General features: G+C 72.0%; 11 protein-coding genes. 3 read left to right on the plus strand and 8 right to left on the minus strand.

The window, feature by feature from the left end; all coding sequences use genetic code 11:
• Positions 1–9 precede the first annotated feature (9 nt).
• The 3 genes from OHA99_RS04615 to OHA99_RS04625 all read right to left on the minus strand — a co-directional run bounded on the left by OHA99_RS04615 (position 10) and on the right by OHA99_RS04625 (position 5,636).
• Positions 10–2,634 (minus strand): glycoside hydrolase family 3 C-terminal domain-containing protein, encoded by a 2,625-nt coding sequence (locus tag OHA99_RS04615; protein WP_405694254.1) that lies wholly within the window; start codon positions 2,632–2,634, stop codon positions 10–12.
• 37 nt (positions 2,635–2,671) lie between these two features.
• The gene (locus OHA99_RS04620) at positions 2,672–4,447 is read right to left on the minus strand and encodes a discoidin domain-containing protein (RefSeq protein WP_405694257.1); all 1,776 of its coding nucleotides are present in this window, start codon (positions 4,445–4,447) and stop codon (positions 2,672–2,674) included.
• A gap of 106 nt (positions 4,448–4,553) precedes the next feature.
• A complete protein-coding gene (locus tag OHA99_RS04625) occupies positions 4,554–5,636 on the minus strand; it encodes a DUF1996 domain-containing protein (RefSeq protein WP_153176970.1) in 1,083 nt (360 codons plus the stop codon).
• Positions 5,637–5,903: 267 nt separating this feature from the next.
• Here OHA99_RS04625 and OHA99_RS04630 point away from each other — a divergent pair, with 267 nt between their 5' ends.
• Complete coding sequence (locus tag OHA99_RS04630; RefSeq protein WP_153176971.1) at positions 5,904–7,736, plus strand: coagulation factor 5/8 type domain-containing protein; 1,833 nt, start codon at positions 5,904–5,906, stop codon at positions 7,734–7,736.
• A 90-nt stretch (positions 7,737–7,826) separates the two neighbouring features.
• Here the strand turns inward: OHA99_RS04630 and OHA99_RS04635 are convergent, their stop codons facing one another.
• Positions 7,827–8,582, minus strand: a complete 756-nt coding sequence (locus OHA99_RS04635; RefSeq protein ID WP_153176972.1) for a FadR/GntR family transcriptional regulator — start codon at positions 8,580–8,582, stop codon at positions 7,827–7,829.
• 106 nt (positions 8,583–8,688) lie between these two features.
• Between OHA99_RS04635 and OHA99_RS04640 the strand changes: the two genes are divergently transcribed.
• Positions 8,689–10,425 carry an IlvD/Edd family dehydratase gene (locus tag OHA99_RS04640; RefSeq protein ID WP_153176973.1) on the plus strand — a complete coding sequence of 579 codons (1,737 nt, stop codon included), beginning with the start codon at positions 8,689–8,691 and terminating at the stop codon, positions 10,423–10,425.
• Between the two features lie 49 nt (positions 10,426–10,474).
• On the plus strand, positions 10,475–11,662 hold the full coding sequence (locus OHA99_RS04645) for a fumarylacetoacetate hydrolase family protein (RefSeq protein ID WP_153176974.1): 1,188 nt from the start codon (positions 10,475–10,477) through the stop codon (positions 11,660–11,662).
• A gap of 12 nt (positions 11,663–11,674) precedes the next feature.
• On the opposite strand, the gene OHA99_RS04650 is transcribed toward OHA99_RS04645, so the two are convergent.
• Genes OHA99_RS04650 through OHA99_RS04665 form a run of 4 tightly spaced genes read right to left on the minus strand, consistent with a single transcriptional unit; the run spans position 11,675 to position 17,201 of the window.
• A complete protein-coding gene (locus OHA99_RS04650; RefSeq protein WP_153176975.1) occupies positions 11,675–14,071 on the minus strand; it encodes a beta-glucosidase in 2,397 nt (798 codons plus the stop codon).
• Positions 14,072–14,093: 22 nt separating this feature from the next.
• Positions 14,094–14,990, minus strand: a complete 897-nt coding sequence (locus tag OHA99_RS04655; RefSeq protein WP_153176976.1) for a carbohydrate ABC transporter permease — start codon at positions 14,988–14,990, stop codon at positions 14,094–14,096.
• A 1-nt stretch (position 14,991) separates the two neighbouring features.
• Positions 14,992–15,894, minus strand: a complete 903-nt coding sequence (locus OHA99_RS04660) for a carbohydrate ABC transporter permease (RefSeq protein ID WP_153176977.1) — start codon at positions 15,892–15,894, stop codon at positions 14,992–14,994.
• On the minus strand, positions 15,891–17,201 hold the full coding sequence (locus OHA99_RS04665) for an extracellular solute-binding protein (protein WP_153176978.1): 1,311 nt from the start codon (positions 17,199–17,201) through the stop codon (positions 15,891–15,893). Before OHA99_RS04665 ends, OHA99_RS04660 begins: the two co-directional genes overlap by 4 nt.
• Positions 17,202–17,217: the final 16 nt, after the last annotated feature.

Raw genomic sequence — 17,217 nt, forward strand, 5'->3', positions numbered from 1 at the left:
TCCCCTGCCTCACTCGTCGGGCGCCCGCACCACCTCCAGGTCAGCGGCCAGCGGCACGTCCCCCGCCGACCTCCCGGCCAACACCCACCAGTGCCCCGTCTCCGTGCGCCAGGCGTGCTCCGCCACCGACCAGTGGCACAGCGCCCGCGCCGGGACCCGCACCGTCGCCGTCACCGCCTCCCCCGGGCGTGCCCGCACCGCCGCGTACCCGGCGAGCCACCGTACGGGACGGTCGAGCGCCGAGGCGGGCCGCGCGAGGTACACCTGCACGACCTCCCGGCCCGCCCGCGCACCGGTGTTGCGCACCCGGACGCGCACGGTGAGGTCGTCCCCCGGCACCGACCCCACCGTCGCCGTCGCCGTCGTCGGGGCGGTCAACTCGTCGTAGGCCCAGGTGGTGTAGCCGAGTCCGTGGCCGAACCAGTAGGCGGGCGTGTGCCGGTGGCGCAGCCAGCCCCGGTATCCGAGGTGCAGTCCCTCGTCGTAGGCGAGGCGGCCGCCGTCCGGGCGGGTGCGGGTGACCGGGGCGTCGGCGAGGGCGGCCGGCCAGGTGGTGGGCAGCCGTCCGCCCGGCTCGGCGCGCCCGAAGATCACGTCGGCGAGTCCGGCACCGCCCTCCTGTCCGGGGAACCAGGCCAGCAGGACCGCGCCCACCCGCTCCCGCCAGGGCAGCTCCACCGGGCCGCCGCTGTTGACGACGGCGACGGTGCGCGGGTTGGCGGCCGCCACGGCGCGGACCAGCGCGTCCTGGGTTGCGCCGAGCGCCAGGTCCGTGCGGTCGTAGCCCTCCGACTCCCCGTGCTCGGTGGTGCCGACGACCACGACGGCCGCGTCCGCCTCGGTGGCCGCGCGGGCGGCCTCGGCAAGTGACGCGGTGACGTCCGGGGCCGGCGGGGCCGCGACGACGACGGTCGCCCGGCCGGTGCCGGGCGCCAGCTCCCGGCGGGCCACCAGGAGCGCGTCCCGCCCGGTCGCGAGGTCGGCGCCGGCGTACTGGGTGGGCGGGTTGACGTGCACCACCGCCGGGTCGTCGGTGACGGGCGGGAAGTCGCCCTCCAGGAGGACGCGTCCGTCCAGGGTCAGGCTCATGCGGCCGAAGCCGGCCACGCCCAGGGTCCAGCGGCCCGCGATGCGGGGGCGCACCCGGGCGCCGATCTCGACGGTGTGCGCGCCCGGCACGAGGCGGGGCTCGAGCAGCCGCCCGTCCAGACGCCGTTCGGCGTACAGCTCGCGGCCGTCCGCGTCGAGCATCCGCAGCAGGACGCCGGGCAGGCCGGAGCGCGGGTCGGTGCAGGTCTCCTGGTCCAGTGGGGGTGCGGGGCCGTCGGGTCGGGGGCCCGGGACGTGGACGACTCGGGCCCGGCCGCGCAGGGCGGCCCGGATGCCGTCGAGGACGGACACCTCCTCCCCCGGGAAGACGCCCGCGCTGCCGCCGCCCTGGGTGCGGGTCCGCGCGGCGCGGGCGCCGATCACGGCGACCGTCCCGAGGCGCTCGGCGTCCAGGGGCAGGACGTCCCTGTTGGCGAGCAGGACGGTGCCGGCGGCGACGGCGCGGCGGACCAGGGCCCGGACGTCACGGGTGGCTGACGCCGCGCGGGCCGACGGGCGTTCCGCAGCAGGCGAGTGTTCCGCAGCAGGCGGGCGCTCCGCGGCACGCGGGGCGTCCGTCGTCAGCGGCCGGAGCGCGTCGCGGGTGGCTGACGGCGCGCGGGCCGAGAGGCGTTGGGTGCCGCGCGGCTCGCCCGTCGGCAGTGGCCGGGGCGAGTCCTGGCCGCCCAGCGCGCCCAACCAGGCCGCGAGCCGCAGCAATCGCCGTGCCTTGTCGTCGACGGCCGCCTCGGGCACGTCGCCGTCGGTCACCGCCCGGGCCAGCGCCTCGCCCCAGGGCCCGTCGGGTCCCGGCATGGCGAGGTCGAGGCCGGCGCGGCCCGTGTCCACGGTGTCGCGCACGGCTCCCCAGTCGGAGACGACGACGCCGTCGAAGCCCCACTCGCTCTTCAACGGGTCGGTGAGCAGGGCGTGCGCGGTCATGGTGGTGCCGTTGACCGCGTTGTACCCCGCCATGACGAGCCGCACCCCGGCCGCCACCGCCGCCTCGAAGGGCGCGAGGTAGACCTCCCGCAGCGCCCGTTCACCCACCCGTACGTCGACGGTGAGGCGGTCGGTCTCGGAGTCGTTGGCCACGTAGTGCTTGGCGGTGGCCGCCACACCGTGGGCCTGGACACCCCGGATCAGCGCGGCACCGATACGGCCGGTGAGCTCGGGATCCTCGGAGAGGCACTCGAAGTGCCGGCCGCCCAGCGGACTGCGGTGCAGGTTCAGGGTCGGGGCGAGGAGGACGTCCACCCCCTTGCGCCGGGCCTCGGCGGCGAGCAGACCGCCGAGGCGTTCGACGAGGGCCTCGTCCCAGGTGGCGGCGAGCGCCGAGGCCGAGGGCAGCAGGACGGAGGTGATCCGCTCGTCCCAGGCCTCGCCCCGTACGCCCGCCGGGCCGTCCGACATCACCAACTTCCGCAGGCCCACCGCCGGTTCCGCCTGCGTACGCCAGGTCGTGGCGCCGGTCAGCAGCAGCGCGCGGGCGCTCGGAGTCAGTTTGCCGAGCAGCCGGTCGATCTCTTCGTCGCTCGCCCCCACCTGGGCGACCTCCTCTCGTCTCGTCGTCCCCGCGACGTCAGCTGTAGACGCCGAACTCGTACAGCGAGTAGCCGTAACCCGTGCCGCGTGCCGTCCCGTTGACGCGTACGTAGCGGCCGGTACCGGTCACGTCGAGGGTGTCGACGCCGCCGTTGCCGTCGGTCACCGTGGACACGGTCCGCCAGTTCTGCCCGTCGTCGGAGGTCTGGACGGTGTAGGCCCTGGCGTACGAGGCCTCCCAGTACAGCTGGACGTGCCGGAAGGCGGTGCGCGTGCCCAGGTCCACCTGGAGCCACTGCGGATCGCTCCAGTCGCTGGCCCACCGGGTGTCCGGGTTGCCGTCGACGGCGTTGGCGGCGGTGCAGGGGCAGTCGCCGTAGCTCGGCTGGAAGGAGGAGGCGGTGGCCGGTCTACCGAGGGCGACGTTGGTGCCGTCGACGGCGGGCGGCACGACCCGCGCCGAGAGGGTCTCCACGCCGACGTTGCCCTTGCCGTCGGTGGCCTTGACGTACAGCTTCCAGACGCCGGGCCGGTCGGGGGCGGTCACCCTGAGGCGTCCGCCGCCGAGGTCGGTGAAGGGCAGCGGGGTCAACTGCTTGCTCTGGTCGATGTAGTTGCTGCTGGCCAGCACCTCGTACGCGATCGGGTCACCGTCCGGGTCGGCGGCGCGCACGGTCAGGACCAGGTCCTTGCCCGCCTGCACCTGGCCCGCGTCGCCCTCGACGCCGAAGCCGGAGACGACGGGCGGGGTGTTGTCGCGCGAGGTGTCGCCGCCGTAGGCCCGCTTCACGGCGTAGTACGACAGCCGTTTCTGCCCGGCCGGAAGCAGGTTGAACCAGATGCCGCCGAAGTCGTACTCGGTGCCGTAGTGGAACAGAGTCGCGCCGAGGGCGACGCCCTGGTGGCCGGTGACGCAGTTCCAGGCGTCGGTGTAGCCCTGCGCCTTGGCCTGGTCGGTGGGTTCCCTCGGTACGCCGTTGGCGTCGTCCGGCACCTCCCACTCGCCGGCCGGTCCGGACTCGGTGACGATGTACGGCTTGGTGTAGCCGCCCTGTTCCCACGCGGAGCGCACGTCGCACACGGCGTCGTAGGAGTTGACGGCGTACAGGTCGAGGTCGGGGGCGTTCTTCTTGTAGTACGGCCAGGCGCCGACCCAGGCGTCGGTCGAGGTGACGGGGTGGTTCGGGTCGACGGCGTGGATCTTCTTGGTGACGTCGTTGACGAAGCTGGTGTAGGCGTCGCGCTGGCGCTCCAGCTCGTCGCCGCCGTAGCAGTTCTGGAGGCCGAGCACAGACTCGTTGCCCACGTTCCACATCAGGACGCCGGGGTGGTCCTTGTACTCCTGCACCCAGCGCGGGAACTCGGCGAGCATCTGGTCCTTGTACGCGGTGTCGGTCAGGTAGTCGACGCAGCCGCCGCTGCCCGGGCCGCCGCCGGGCTGGAGCCAGAAGCCCGCGACGACCTTGACTCCGTGGGCGGCGGCGGAGTCGAGGAGCGGGCGGCTGCTCGCGTCGGTGCCCCAGGTGCGGATGGTGTTGACGCCCATGGACGCCAGGTCGGGCATGTACCGGTCGGCGTCGGCGGGGGACGGGCCCCAGGTGAGGCCCTTGACCGTGTACGGGCTGCCGTCGACGGTCAGTTGCCAGTCGCCCTGGCTGCCGGTGACCTTCACGACGCTGCCGGCGGCGTGCGCCTGTGTCGCGGGGAGGGCGGTGAGGGCGCCGACCGTGAGCAGGCCGGCGGTCAGGGGGGCGGTGAGTCTACGGGCGGGGCGTCGTCTCAAGGGGGTGTGACTCGTGGGGGTGTGACTCATGAAGGTGTGTCTCCGGTCTGCGGGTTCGCGGGGGGGGAGAGGAGGGCGGCCCGGCCGTGGCGGGGCGTGGACGGCCGGGCCGGTCCGAGGGGCGGGGAGGGCCGGGTCAGGGCAGTTCGTAGTCCTCGTTCAGTGCGGCACCGGCCTCCGGGTGGGTCTGGTCGTAGCCGCGCGCGTCGCACTGCAGCCCGCCGACGATGCAGTGGCCGACCATGGCGGCGAGGGTCGGCTCGTCCCAGGCGTTGAAGAAGTCGTAGTGCCACGAGTAGCTCGCGCCACTGGCCAGTCGCACCTGGGAGAGGTCGCCGTTGACCGGGAAGGCCATCTTGAACTCGATCATCGGCAGGGCGACCGGGTGGTCGGCCGGGCAGATGTTGTTGTTGGTCCCGGGGTTGACCACGGGGTACGCCATGTGGCTCTTGTGGTCCGGCGTGTCCAGGTTCCTGCCGTCCCAGCAGCTGGGGGCCTGGAAGCGGATGTTGACCTGCACGTCCTGGCGTTCCGGGCAGTCGGCCGGGAAGTCGACGTTGAAGAAGCTGTCGCCGCACTCCCAGCCCTCGACGAACCCGGGGTGGTCGCGGAATTCCCGGGCGCTCTGCATCGGGCTGGCGACGACGTAGCGCAGTCCCTTCGGGAAGGGCCGCACGCTGGTGTAGTCGGTGACGCCGGCCTTGTAGTAGATGGTCTGCGGGCCGACCGGGAGCACCGGGTGGTCGCCGTCGTACATGGTCGGCATCCAGTAGCCCGAGCGGTCGCCGGGCGCGAGACAGGTGGTGGAGCCGGCGTCGAGCGAGGCCGTGGTGCTGTACGCGTCGGTCGTCGTGTTGCCCATGAACGTGTGGTCGTGGGACTTGCCGGGCTGCTGCGGGAAGACGATCGGGTCGTCGGGTGCGGTGTGACTGACCGAGCAGTTGGCCTGGAACTCGTGGAAGTAGCGGTGCGGCGGCTCCTGCGTGGACGGGGTGACACCGGTGACCGGCGGGTTCGCGGGGATGTAGCCGTCACCGTCCGGGTCCTCGGGCGAGGCGGCGGTCGAGACCGCCATGGTGTGTCCGGAGTACGCGGCGTGGGCCGGGGCGGACGCGGCAGGGGTGTCCGCGTTGGCGGCGACCGTGCCGATGCCGATCGAGGTCAGCAGTAACGCGCTCGCGACGAGGGCGCCGGACAGAACTTTCGATCTCCGTGGCATGGAGACCTCCTGAGAAGGTCGGGGAAATTCTCGGAGAGCGCTCTCCCAAATCGGAGTGTTGAGGGCACGAGGGGTGGGTGTCAAGGGATTCGACGGACTCGACATCCGGCACGCCAACACGGCCCGCGTCCCCACTTGTTGAACACAGCGCACGAGAAGCGGTCGCAACTCTTGACGTGTCCGTGCGGACGGATGAAGAGTGCACTCCCAGAGAGCGCTCCCCCACCCCCACTGCGTTCACTTCCCGAACAAGGAGAGCCACCCCCCATGCCCTCTTCCCCCACGCACTCCCCTACGCCCGAGCACTCCGGGCCGCGCCGCCGCAGCCTCCTCGGGGCGGCCGCGGCGGCACCCGTGCTGGCCTCACTCGCCGGCGCGGGAACCGCCTCCGCCGCACCGTCCCCTGCTTCCGCCGCGACGTCCGCCGGCTCCGCCGCCGCCGGACCCCGCGCGCTGCCCGGCGGCGGCGATCTGGGGCCGAACGTCATCGTCTTCGACCCGTCCACGGCGAACATCCAGGGCCGGCTGGACGAGATCTTCAAGCAGCAGGAGTCGGCCCAGTTCGGCACCGGCCGTTACGCGCTGCTGTTCAAGCCCGGCACCTACAACGGGCTCAACGCCCAGCTCGGCTTCTACACCTCGATCGCGGGCCTCGGCCTCTCCCCCGACGACACCACCATCAACGGCGACGTCACGGTCGACGCCGGCTGGTTCGACGGCAACGCCACGCAGAACTTCTGGCGTTCGGCGGAGAATCTCGCCCTGGTCCCGGTCAGCGGCACCAACCGCTGGGCGGTCTCGCAGGCGGCGCCCTTCCGGCGCATGCACGTGCGCGGCGGCCTCAACCTCGCCCCCGACGGCTACGGCTGGGCCAGCGGCGGCTACATCGCCGACAGCCGGATCGACGGCGAGGTCGGCCCGTACTCGCAGCAGCAGTGGTACACCCGGGACAGCTCGGTCGGCGGCTGGCTCAACGCCGTCTGGAACATGGTGTTCTCCGGCGTGGAGGGCGCGCCCGCGCAGAGCTTCCCCGAGCCGCCGTACACCACGCTGGAGACCACGCCCGTCTCCCGTGAGAAGCCGTTCCTGTACCTCGAGGGCGACGAGTACCGCGTCTTCCTCCCGGAGAAGCGCACCGGCGCCCGGGGCGTCTCCTGGGGCAACGGCACCCCGCGTGGGACCTCGCTGCCGCTGTCCCAGTTCTACGTGGCCAGGCCGGAGGACTCGGCGGCCACCCTCAACCAGGCGCTGGAGGAGGGCCTGCACCTGCTGCTGACCCCGGGGATCTACCACGTCGACCGGACCGTCGACGTCAAGCGCGCGGGCACGGTCGTCCTCGGTCTCGGCTACGCCACGCTCATCCCCGACAACGGTGTCACCGCGTTGAGGGTCGCCGACGTGGACGGCGTACGACTCGCCGGATTCCTCGTCGACGCGGGGCCGGTCAACTCCGCGACGCTGCTGGAGGTCGGGCCCGAGGGCGCGTCCGCGGACCACTCGGCCAACCCGACCACCGTGCAGGACGTGTTCGTCCGGATCGGCGGTGCGGGTCCCGGCAAGGCGACCACCAGCCTGGTCGTCAACAGCCGGCACACGATCGTCGACCACACCTGGGTGTGGCGCGCCGACCACGGCGACGGCGTCGGCTGGGAGACCAACCGCGCCGACTACGGCGTGGTCGTGAACGGCGACGACGTACTGATCACCGGCCTGTTCGTCGAGCACTTCAACAAGTACGACGTGCAGTGGAACGGCGAGCGCGGCCGCACGGTCTTCTTCCAGAACGAGAAGGCGTACGACGCCCCCGACCAGGCCGCGATCCAGAACGGCTCGATCAAGGGCTACGCCGCCTACAAGGTCGGCGACGACGTCACCGAGCACGAGGGCTGGGGCCTGGGCAGCTACTGCTACTACAACGTGAACCCGTCCATCGTGCAGCACCACGGCTTCGCCGCGCCGAACCGCTCCGGGGTGCGCTTCCACGGGCTGCTCGTGGTGTCGCTGGGCGGCCAGGGGCAGTACGAGTGCGTCATCAACGACACGGGCGCGCCCACGTCGGGGACGGACACCGTGCCGTCGAAGGTCGTCCAGTACCCCTGAGCCGTGATGCCCCGGGCGCCCCTGAGCAGGGGTGCCCGGGCGGGCGGGGGCGGCCGTCTCGTGGAGCTCGCAGGTCTCGGTTGCGGCCGCTCATCCGGCGTCGCCCGGGGTCGCGTTCGGCATACCCGGTGACTGGGCGATCTCCCGTTCGGCGGCTTCGATCAGGGCCAGTGCGGCTTCGGCCGCGGCCGTCGGGTCGCGGGCCTCGACGGCCCGCACGATGGCGCGGTGCCCCGGCAACGAGGCCTCCACCGCTCCCGGGGTCTGCGTGCTGATGAGGAAGCTGTGCTCCAGGGCGATCTCGACGGCCCGGCCGAGTGAGCCGAGGAGACGGTTGCCGCTGGCGGCGAGCAGGGCCCGGTGGAAGGCGAGGTCGGCCTCGACGTAGCCGCTGCGGCCCGGTGCCGCCGCCGCGGCCTCCATGGCGGCCAGCGACTCGTGCAGGACTCGCAGGTCGTCGGGTCCGGCACGGTGTGCGGCGAGCCGGGCCGCCTTCGGCTCGACGATCAGGCGCAGTTCACCCGTGTCGCGCAGCAGGGACGCGGCGTCCCCGTCCTGCTTCCAGCGCAGGACGTCCCGGTCGAGATGGTTCCAGTGTTCCGGAGGCAGCACCCGGGTGCCGGTGCGCGGTCGTACGCGCAGCATCCCCTTGGCCATCAGCGCCTTGACCGCTTCTCGCACCACCCCGCGGCTGACGCCGAGTTCGGCCGCGAGCGCGTCCTCGACGGGCAGCGGGTCCCCCGGGTTCCAGACGCCGCCCACCACGCGCCGCCCGAGCTCGTCGACCACACGCTGGTGCGTGGTCGGGAAGTGTTCCACGATCTCTGCCCGCCCCCTGGACGCCATTCATCGAATCATTTAATGATTGTGGCACAGGGTATGGCCCACGGTCCCTCACCCGAGAACGCCCCTGCGTGAGACGGACGACGCCACAGCCGACGGGAGTGACCGCATGACCGACGGGCAGAGGACGAACCGACGCAGCCAGGCCTGGTTCGGCGCACGGGGCCGCAGCGGGATGATCTACCGCTCCTGGATGCGCAACCAGGGGTTCGGGCACGAGGTGTTCGACGGGCGTCCCGTCATCGGCATCGCGACCAGTGCCTCCGAACTGGCTCCGTGCAACGCCCATCTGACCCGCGTCGCCGAAGCCGTCAAACGCGGCGTGTGGCAGGCGGGCGGGCTGCCACTCCAGTTCCCCACCATGGCCACCGGCGAGACCCTGATGCGCCCCACTGCCATGCTGTACCGCAACCTGATGGCCATGGAGGTCGAGGAGCTGATCCGGGCCAATCCGCTCGACGGCGTCGTGCTGCTGTCCGGCTGCGACAAGACGACCCCCGCCATGCTGATGGGCGCCGCCAGCGTCGACCTGCCCGCCGTGATGGTCACCGGCGGGCCGATGCTCAACGGCAAGTACCGGGGGCAGGACGTGGGCTCCGGCACCCACGTGTGGAAGTTCGAGGAGGACCTCAAGGCCGGCCGGATGACGGAGGAGGAGTGCTTCTTCTCGGAGGGCTGCATGGCCCGCTCGAACGGGCACTGCATGACGATGGGGACCGCCTCGACGATGGCGTGCGTGGCGGAGGCGCTCGGCATGCAGCTGCCGGGCTCGGCGGCCTGGCCCGCGGTCGACTCCCGCCGGATGGAGACCGCGCAGGCGGCCGGGCGGCGCATCGTGGGGATGGTGGAGGAGGAGCTGCGCCCCTCGCGGATCCTCACCCGGGAGGCGTTCGAGAACGCCGTCCGGGTCAACGCGGCCATCGGCGGCTCCACCAACGCCGTCATCCACCTCACCGCCCTCGCGGGGCGCGTCGGCGTCGAGTTGGACCTGTCGGACTTCGACGACCTGGCCCGCGCGGTGCCGACCCTGGTCAATCTGATGCCCAGCGGCGCGTACCTCATGGAGGACTTCTGCTACGCGGGCGGCCTGCCGGCCGTCCTGGCCGAGCTGCTCGCGGGCAAGCTGCTGCACGGCGACCAGATCACGGTCACCGGACGCACCGTCGCCGACAACACGGAGCACGCCGAACGCGTCGGCTCCGACGTCATCACCCCTCTCGACGCCCCCTTCCAGCCCGCCGGCACCGGCATCGCCGTGCTCCGGGGCAACCTGTGCCCCGACGGCGCCGTGATCAAGCAGTCCGCCGCGTCGCCCCACCTGCTCACCCACCGCGGCCCGGCGCGCGTCTTCGACTCACCGGAGGCCTACCACGAGGTGGCCGACGACCCGGACCTCGACGTCGACGAGAACACCGTCGTCGTCATCCGCAACGCCGGTCCCAAGGGGTACCCCGGGATGCCGGAGGTCTCCAACGTCCCGCTCCCCGCCAAGCTGCTGAAAGCCGGCGTCAAGGACATGGTGCGGGTCTGCGACGGCCGGATGAGCGGCACGGGGTACGGGACGGTGGTCCTGCACGTGGCGCCCGAGGCCGCCGTCGGCGGACCCCTCGCCCTGGTGCGCGACGGCGACCCCGTCGTCCTCGACGTCCCGAACCGCACCCTGCACCTGGACGTGGACGACGCCGAGCTCACTCGGCGCCGACAGCTGTGGAGGGCATCCGCCGAGCAGCACGGCAGCGGCTACACCTGGCTCTACACGCAGCACGTGGAACAGGCCGACCGGGGCGCCGACTTCGGCTTCCTGCGCGGAAGCCGCGGCCACGAGGTCCCCCGCGACTCCCACTGAGGCACGCCTCGGGCCACCGCACTCTTCCGAACCCAGGAGAGCATCGATCGTGGAATCGGCAGCAGCACGCCCTCGTCCGGTCCTCACCGGCTCCTGTGTCCTGCCCAAGGACGCCGACCGCGCGGCCCTCGTCGCACGCGTCCACGCCCCGGAATGGGACGGGCCGTGTGTGGCCGCGGTGCGCGGGGAGCAGGTCGTCGACCTGACGGCCGTCGTTCCCACCGTCTCCGACCTCATGGAACGCGACGACGCGGCGGCCGTCGTCCGCGAGGCCGACGGAGGACGCGTCTGGCGGCTGGACGAACTGCTCGAGGCACCCCACGGCCGTCGTGACGTTCCTCATCTGCTCGCGCCCGTCGACCTTCAGGTGATCAAGGCCGCCGGTGTGACCTTCGCCGGGAGCCTGCTGGAACGCGTCATCGAGGAGCGCACGGGCGGCGACCCGGCGCGGGCCACCCGGGTACGGGCCCGTGTCGAGCGGGCGGTGGGCGGCGCGCTCGGCGGTGTCCGTCCCGGATCGCCCGAGGCGGACCGGGTGAAGGAACTGCTCGTCGCCGAGGGTCTGTGGTCGCCGTACCTGGAGGTCGGCATCGGGCCGGACCCGGAGGTCTTCACCAAAGCGCCGGTCCTGTCCGCGGTCGGCGTCGGCGCCGACATCGGAGTGCTCGGCGCCTCGGTGTGGAACAACCCCGAGCCCGAGGTCGTCCTCGTCGTGGACTCGCGCGGCCGTGTACGCGGTGCGACGCTCGGCAACGACGTCAACCTCCGCGACGTCGAGGGACGCTCCGCGCTGCTGCTGGGCCGTGCCAAGGACAACAACGCCTCGTGCGCGATCGGCCCGTTCGTCCGCCTCTTCGACGACGGTTTCGACCTCGACACCGTCCGCGGGCTCGACGTCGGCCTGCGGATCGACGGCCCGGAGGGCTACGCACTGCACGGCAGCAGCTCCATGCGCGAGATCAGCCGCGACGTCCTGGACCTGGTGGCCGCCACGCACGGTCCGCACCACCAGTACCCCGACGGCTTCGTGCTGTTCACCGGGACGCTGTTCGCCCCCACCGAGGACCGACGGGCACCGGGGTCGGGCTTCACCCACGAGCACGGCGACGTCGTACGCATCTCCAGTCCGCGACTCGGCACGCTGCTCAACACCGTCGTCACCAGCGAGCAGGCCGCGCCGTGGACGTTCGGCGTGCGCGCGCTGACGCGCAGCCTCGCCCGGCGCGGCGTGCTGTGAGCCACCGGGGCCTCAAGCGGCTCCCGGCGGACGGTCCCGCTCCCGGACGATCACCGACCGCAGGCGTCGCGTGTGGTCCGGGTACCGTGCGGCCCCGGTCAGCCCGACCCTGGCGACGAGGCGGTGATCCGCGCTGGAGGCGGCCAACCGCAGTTCCAGCTCGCCGGGTTCGACCACGCGCCGGCCGTCGCGTCCGGTGAAGGAGGCGAGGTCGGCCGGGACCGTGGCACGCAGACGTACGGCCTCGCCCGGCTCCAGGCCGACCCGGGCGTAGCCGACGAGGCGCTCGACCGGCTGGACGACGGAGGCGACGGGATCGTGCAGGTACAGCTGGACGACCTCGGTTCCGGACCGTTCGCCCGTGTTGCGGACGGTGAAGGCAAGACGGAACTCGCCGTCCGTCGGCGCCTCCCGCACGTCGACCGTCAGGTCGGTCCAGTCGAAGCGCGTATAGGACAGGCCGTGGCCGAAGGCGAACGCGGGCGTCGGATCGACGTTCGACACCGGGCCGGCGTGGGCGAGCCGCGCGCCGAGGTAGGTGGCCGGCTGCGAACCGGGCCCGCTGGGCACGCCGACCGGAAGCCGCCCGGAGGGATTGACGCGGCCACTGAGCACACCGGCGATCGCGTGCGTGCCCTCCTCTCCCGGGAAGAAGGACTGCACGATCGCGGCGCACTCCCCCACGGCACGGCCGAGCGCGTACGGCCGCCCCGCGAGCAGCACGGCGACCACGGGGGTCTCCTGGTCGAGCAGGGCGTCGAGCAGCTGTTGCTGCGCCCCCGGCAGCGCCAGCGTCTCGGCGTCGCACCCCTCACCGCTGGTGCCCCTCCCGAAGAGCCCGGCGCGGTCCCCGAGCACCACGACGGCGATGTCGGCCTGGCGTGCCGCGCGTGCGGCCTCCGGGATGCCGGTGAGCTCCCCGTCGTCGATCCCGGTGCCCCGGGAGAGCGTGATCTCGGCCTCGGGGAACTCTGCGGCGAGGGTGTCGCGCAGCGTCGGCAACTCGATGCCGTGCGGGGTCCCGGGGTGGCGGACGCCGATGTGCTGGGGGAAGGAGTAGCAGCCGAGTACGGCGGTGGGCTCGTCGGCGTTGGGACCGAGCAGGGCGATGCGACGCGGCCGGTCCAGCGGCAGGGTGCCGTCGTTGCTCAGCAGCACCACCGCCTCCTGAGCGATCGTGCGGGCCAGTCGCCGGTTCTCCGGCCCGTCCAGGTCGATCCGGCCCCTCAGGGCTTCCGGACGGTCGAGATCCGCCCCTTGCAGTGCGGCCGGTACCGGGTTCCAGTCCGGATCGAGCATGCCGAGCCGCGCCTTCTGCGTGAGTGTCCGGCGAAGGGCCCGGTCCACCAGCGCCTCCGGGACGCGCCCGTCTGCGACGGCCTGGGCCAGGGGGGCGCCGTACGTCTTGACGTTGGGCAGCTCGACGTCGACGCCCGCGCCCAGTGCCAGCGCGGCGGCGCCGGCCCAGTCGGCCGCCACGCCGTGCAGCGTCTTGAGGAAGGCGATGGCGAAGTAGTCGGCGACGACGGTGCCGTCGAAGCCCCAGGTGTCGCGCAGCAGCCCGGTGAGCAGGTCCTCGTCGGCCGCGGAGGGGACGCCGTCGGTGTCGGTGTACGCGTTCATCACCGACCGGGCGCCGCCTTCGCGTATCGCCATCTCGAACGGGGGCAGCAGGACGTCCGCCCGCTCGCGGGGGCCCACGGAGGAGGGAGCGAGGTTGCGGCCGGCGCGTGAGGCCGAGTAGCCGGCGAAGTGCTTGAGGGTGGCGACGATCCCGGCCGACTCCAGCCCGCGCACGTAGGCCGTACCGACGGTGCCGACGAGGTAGGGGTCCTCACCGATGGTCTCCTCGACCCGGCCCCAGCGGGCGTCCCGCACCACGTCCAGGACGGGAGCGAGTCCCTGGTGGAGGCCGACGGCGCGCATGTCGCGGCCGATGGCGGCGGCCATGCGCCCGACCAGGTCCGGGTCGAAGGTGGCGCCCCAGGACAGCGGGACCGGGTAGGCGGTGGCGCCCCAGGCGGAGAAGCCGGCCAGGCACTCGTCGTGAGCGAGCGCGGGAATGCCGAAGCGGTTCCCGGAGGCGATCCGGGCCTGGGTGCGGGCCAGGGAGAGCGCCCCCAGCGCCGGGTCGACCGGGACCGTCCCGAAGGGCCGGGTCAGCTGGCCCAGCCCGGCGGGCAGGAGCGCGTCGAGATCGACGGCCTCTTCCATGTCGTGCTGGTGCGGGGCCACTTCGCCGCCGTCGTCGGAGGCGCCCACCCAGACTCCGTACAGCTGGGCGGTCTTCTCGGCGAGGGTCATCGCGGCGACGAGGGCGTCGACGCGTGCGGTGACGGGAGCGGTGGTGTCGTTCCAGAGCGGGGCGGCGGTGGTGTCCTCGTTCTCTTCGGCCACGTTGGTGTTCATTTTCCTCCCACGTAGGCGTCGGTCAGCGACTGAATCCGGCGGTCAGACCGCTCAGCAACTGGCGTCGGCCGAAGGCGTACAGGATCAGGACGGGCAGGGTGGTGAGGACGACGGCGGCCAGGACGGCGGGGACGTTGACCCCGTACTGGCCCTGGAAGGTCCACAGCGCGAGCGGCAGGGTCCGGCGCTGCGGGCTCTGGGTGAGCACCAGGGGCAGCAGGAATCCGTTCCAGATGGTCAGTGCGTTGAAGATGGTCACGGTGAGCAGGGCCGGTCGGGTGAGCGGTGCCGCCAGGCGCCACATCGTCGTCCATTCGCCGGCGCCGTCGACCCGCATCGAGTCGAACAGTTCCTTGGGCACGTCCCGGACGAAGTTGGCCAGCACCAGCACCGACAGCGGGATGGCGAAGGCGACGGACGGCAGGATCAGCGCCAGCAGGCTGTCGTACAGCTGGAGTTTGATGATGATCAGGTAGACGGGGATCACGGTCGCCTGCAGCGGGATGGCCAGGCCCATGAGGAACAGTCCGTTCATCGCGCGCAGTACCCGCATGCGCGGGCCCCGGACGATCGCGTAGGCCGCCATGAAGGAGAACAGGACCGCCGGCACCACGGCGCCCGCCGTGACCACGACGCTGTTCGCGAAGTAGCGGAGGAAGTCGGACTCGACGACCAGCCGGTAGTTGTCCAGCGTCGGGTCGGCCGGAGGCACCAGCGGGTTCTCGGCGTAGTAGCGGCTCTGGGCCTTGAGGCTGGTGATGAGGGTCCAGTACAGGGGTACGGCGACGACGACGAGCCAGAGCCATCCCGCCAGGCCGCCGGCCCAGTTGCGCCGGCCGGTCGTCCGGGACGAGCGGTGCGGCCGGTCGCGCTCGGTGGCCTCGGGCGGCCGTCGTGCCTCGGGCAGTGTGGTGGTCACCTCAGGCTCCCTCGAGTTGGCTCGCGCCGGCGTCCCGGCCTCCGAGCCTGCGCAGCAGCAGCGCGAGGGCCAGACCCACCAGGACCAGGATGACCGCGATGGCGCTGGCCGGTCCCATCAGGCTGGCCTGGAATCCCCGCTTGTACATGTCCAGTGCGAGCACCCGGGTGGCGTCTCCGGGACCGCCTTCGGTCAGCACGAAGATGAGGTCGAAGAAGGTCAGCGACCCCACCACCATCAGCGTGGACGAGGTGATGACGGTGTACCTCAGCTGGGGCAGGGTGATGCTGAAGAACTGGCGGATGCGTCCGGCCCCGTCCAGCTGTGCGGCCTCGTAGAGGGACTTGGGGATCTGCTGGACGCCGCCCTGGTAGATCAGGGAATGGAACGGGACGAACTGCCAGGAGACGACGAAGACGACGACACCGAACGCGAGTCCCGGCCGCCCCAGCCAGTCCTGGACCAGGAGCGGGATCTTCAGCCCCGCTCCGAGCCCGAAGTTGGGATCCAGCAGCGCCTTGTACGCGATCGCGATGGCGGCGGAGCTGAGCATCAGGGGGATGAAGTAGACCACTCCCAGCACCGCGCGGTACCGCTGGCGGCCCGCCAGGAACGTGCCGAGCAGAATGCTCAGCGGCGTCTGAACGGCCCAGGACACGGCCATCACCAGGAACGTCACCCACAGGGCGTGCGGCAGCCCGGGGTCGGTGAGCACCGCGCGCCAACTGTCCAGCCCCGAGCCGTGGATGGTGCCGATCCCGTCCCAGGTGGTGAAGCTCAGCGCGAAGACACCGACGAGCGGGACCACCGCGAAGCCGACGAAGACCACCAGCGCGGGCGTCGCCAGCCACGGCAGGATGCTGCGCGGTGGGCGACCGGGCGGGTGGCCGGTGTGTGGGCTCATGTGCCGATGACCGCGTTGAGGTTGCGGGCGAACTGCTGCGGCGAGACGGACAACTGGAACAGCTTGGCGACGTTGTCCAGCAGCGTCTCGGCGGCCGTCGGGCTGAGGGCCTGGTCCCAGGACTGCACGAACGTCTTGGCCTTGCTGGCGATGCCGTAGTTGAGCTGGAGGAAGTCGGCGCTCTTGGAGGCGGCCAGGAGCTTCTCCGTGCCGACCCGGACCGGAACGGACCCGTTGTCGATCCACGCTTTCACCTCGGCGTCCTGGAGGACACCGGTCGCGAAGAACTCCTTGGCGATCTTCTTCTCCTCCTCGGTGGCCTTGGCGGAGAGGGAGAGGTACTGGGCGGGGTTGCCGACCGCGTTGCTCGGATCGCCCTTGCCGCCGTCGACGGGCGGGAAGTTCATGTAGCCGAGGCCGCCGCTGGGGACGAAGTCACCGCCGTCGGCCTGCTGGATGCCGTACGACCACGCGCCGTGCAGCATCATCGCGGCCTTGTCGGTGTAGAGCAGCGCCTGGTCCGCGTTGGAGTCCGCGGTGATGGAGGAGAAGCCCTTGATGAACCCGTCGGCCTCGACCAGTTCCTGCACCCTGGTCAGCGCGGTGATGGCGTCCGGGTGCGACCAGGCGTCCTTCTGCCCGTCGATGACGGCCTGGAACACCTCGGGACCGCCGATGCGGTCGAACAGGAACTCCAGCCACATCATGTTCGTCCACCGGGACTGCCCACCGAGGGAGAACGGCGCTATGCCCTTCGCGTTGAACCGGGGCACCAGCGCCATGATGTCTTCCCAGGACTCCGGTGGCTCCGCGCCGACCTTCTCGAAGACCCTCTTGTTGTAGTAGAGGACGATCGGCTGCACGGCGTCGCACGGGACCGCGTAGATCTTGCCGTCCACCGTCGCCGCACCGAAGGACGACGGGAAGCGTGACTGCTTGACCTCGGGATGCTGGTCGAACCACGAGGTGAGGTCGTCGACCTGGCCGGCTTCCGCGTAGGTGCGCAGCGTCCCGCCGCCCCAGCCCCAGATGACGGTGGGTGCCTGCCCCGCGCCGATGGCCGTCTTGATCTTGGTTTTGTAGGCGTCGTTCTGGAACGTCGTGTCCTTGATCTCACTGTCCGGGTGGGCCTTGTTGAAGGCGTCCACCGCACCGGCTCGGACGCCTTCCTGCGGTTGGCCGTTCAGGTACCAGTACGTGGCTCCGCCACCGCTCTTGCCGGGGCCCGACGAGCCACAGGCCGCCAGCGCCGCGGAGACCGGCAGGCCGGCGGCCATGCCTAGGAGAGTACGTCGGGAGAGCGCCATGTCTTTTCTCCGCACC

Source organism: Streptomyces coelicoflavus (assembly GCF_045041415.1).
In the GTDB taxonomy this organism is placed as follows: domain Bacteria; phylum Actinomycetota; class Actinomycetes; order Streptomycetales; family Streptomycetaceae; genus Streptomyces; species Streptomyces coelicoflavus.

Excerpts from the sequence above, each read along its gene's own strand:
- OHA99_RS04620 (WP_405694257.1), bottom strand. The coding sequence starts at position 4,447 with ATGAGTCACACCCCCACGAGTCACACCCCCTTGAGACGACGCCCCGCC.
- OHA99_RS04625 (WP_153176970.1), bottom strand. The coding sequence starts at position 5,636 with ATGCCACGGAGATCGAAAGTTCTGTCCGGCGCCCTCGTCGCGAGCGCG.
- OHA99_RS04630 (WP_153176971.1), top strand. The coding sequence starts at position 5,904 with ATGCCCTCTTCCCCCACGCACTCCCCTACGCCCGAGCACTCCGGGCCG.
- OHA99_RS04635 (WP_153176972.1), bottom strand. The coding sequence starts at position 8,582 with ATGGCGTCCAGGGGGCGGGCAGAGATCGTGGAACACTTCCCGACCACG.
- OHA99_RS04640 (WP_153176973.1), top strand. The coding sequence starts at position 8,689 with ATGACCGACGGGCAGAGGACGAACCGACGCAGCCAGGCCTGGTTCGGC.
- OHA99_RS04650 (WP_153176975.1), bottom strand. The coding sequence starts at position 14,071 with ATGAACACCAACGTGGCCGAAGAGAACGAGGACACCACCGCCGCCCCG.
- OHA99_RS04660 (WP_153176977.1), bottom strand. The coding sequence starts at position 15,894 with ATGAGCCCACACACCGGCCACCCGCCCGGTCGCCCACCGCGCAGCATC.
- OHA99_RS04665 (WP_153176978.1), bottom strand. The coding sequence starts at position 17,201 with ATGGCGCTCTCCCGACGTACTCTCCTAGGCATGGCCGCCGGCCTGCCG.